This is a genomic window from Pseudomonas sp. K5002 (genome assembly GCF_013386655.1).
Lineage (GTDB): Bacteria > Pseudomonadota > Gammaproteobacteria > Pseudomonadales > Pseudomonadaceae > Aquipseudomonas.
This window is the reverse complement of record NZ_JACARK010001167.1, coordinates 1-699: the sequence shown is the minus strand read 5'-3', so window position 1 is coordinate 699 and position 699 is coordinate 1. Positions and strand designations below refer to the sequence as shown.

Here is a 699-nt window from a genome sequence, read left to right as displayed (position 1 = left end):
GCCACGCCGGTCATTTTGTTGCGACGGCCCATGGACAAAATCTGGGTAAAGCCGCAGTAGAAGAAGATGCCTTCCAGTACGCAGTAGTAGGCCACCAGGTTGCGCAGCAGCTCTTTGTCAGTCTCAACGGTACCGGTTTCGAACTTCGGATCGGAGATCGAACGGGTGTACTTCAAGCCCCAGGCAGCCTTTTTGGCGACCGATGGAATCTCGTGGTACATGTTGAAGATCTCGCCTTCATCCATGGCCAGCGATTCGATGCAGTACTGGTAGGCGTGGGTGTGGATCGCTTCTTCGAAGGCCTGGCGCAGGATGTACTGGCGGCACTCCGGGTTGGTGATCAGGCGGTACACGGCCAGTACCAGGTTGTTCGCGACCAACGAATCCGCAGTGGAGAAGAAGCCGAGGTTGCGCATCACGATGCGACGCTCGTCGTCGGTCAGGCCTTCCGGGTTTTTCCACAGGGCGATGTCGGCGGTCATGTTGACCTCTTGCGGCATCCAGTGGTTGGCGCAGCCGTCGAGGTACTTCTGCCAGGCCCAGTCGTACTTGAAGGGTACGAGTTGGTTGAGGTCGGCGCGGCAGTTGATCATGCGCTTTTCGTCTACGGCGACGCGGGCGGCGGAGCCTTCGAGTTCGGCGAGGCCTTCGGCGACGTCGAGTTTGTCGAGGGCGGCCTTGGCCCGGATGATCGCGGCG

1 protein-coding gene is annotated in these 699 nt (G+C 59.9%); it reads right to left on the bottom strand.

The window, feature by feature from the left end; translation table 11 throughout:
• On the bottom strand, positions 1–692 hold a 692-nt coding region (locus tag HX846_RS34495; protein ID WP_256740281.1), incomplete at its 3' end, for a ribonucleotide-diphosphate reductase subunit beta.
• Between the last annotated feature and the right edge of the window lie 7 nt (positions 693–699).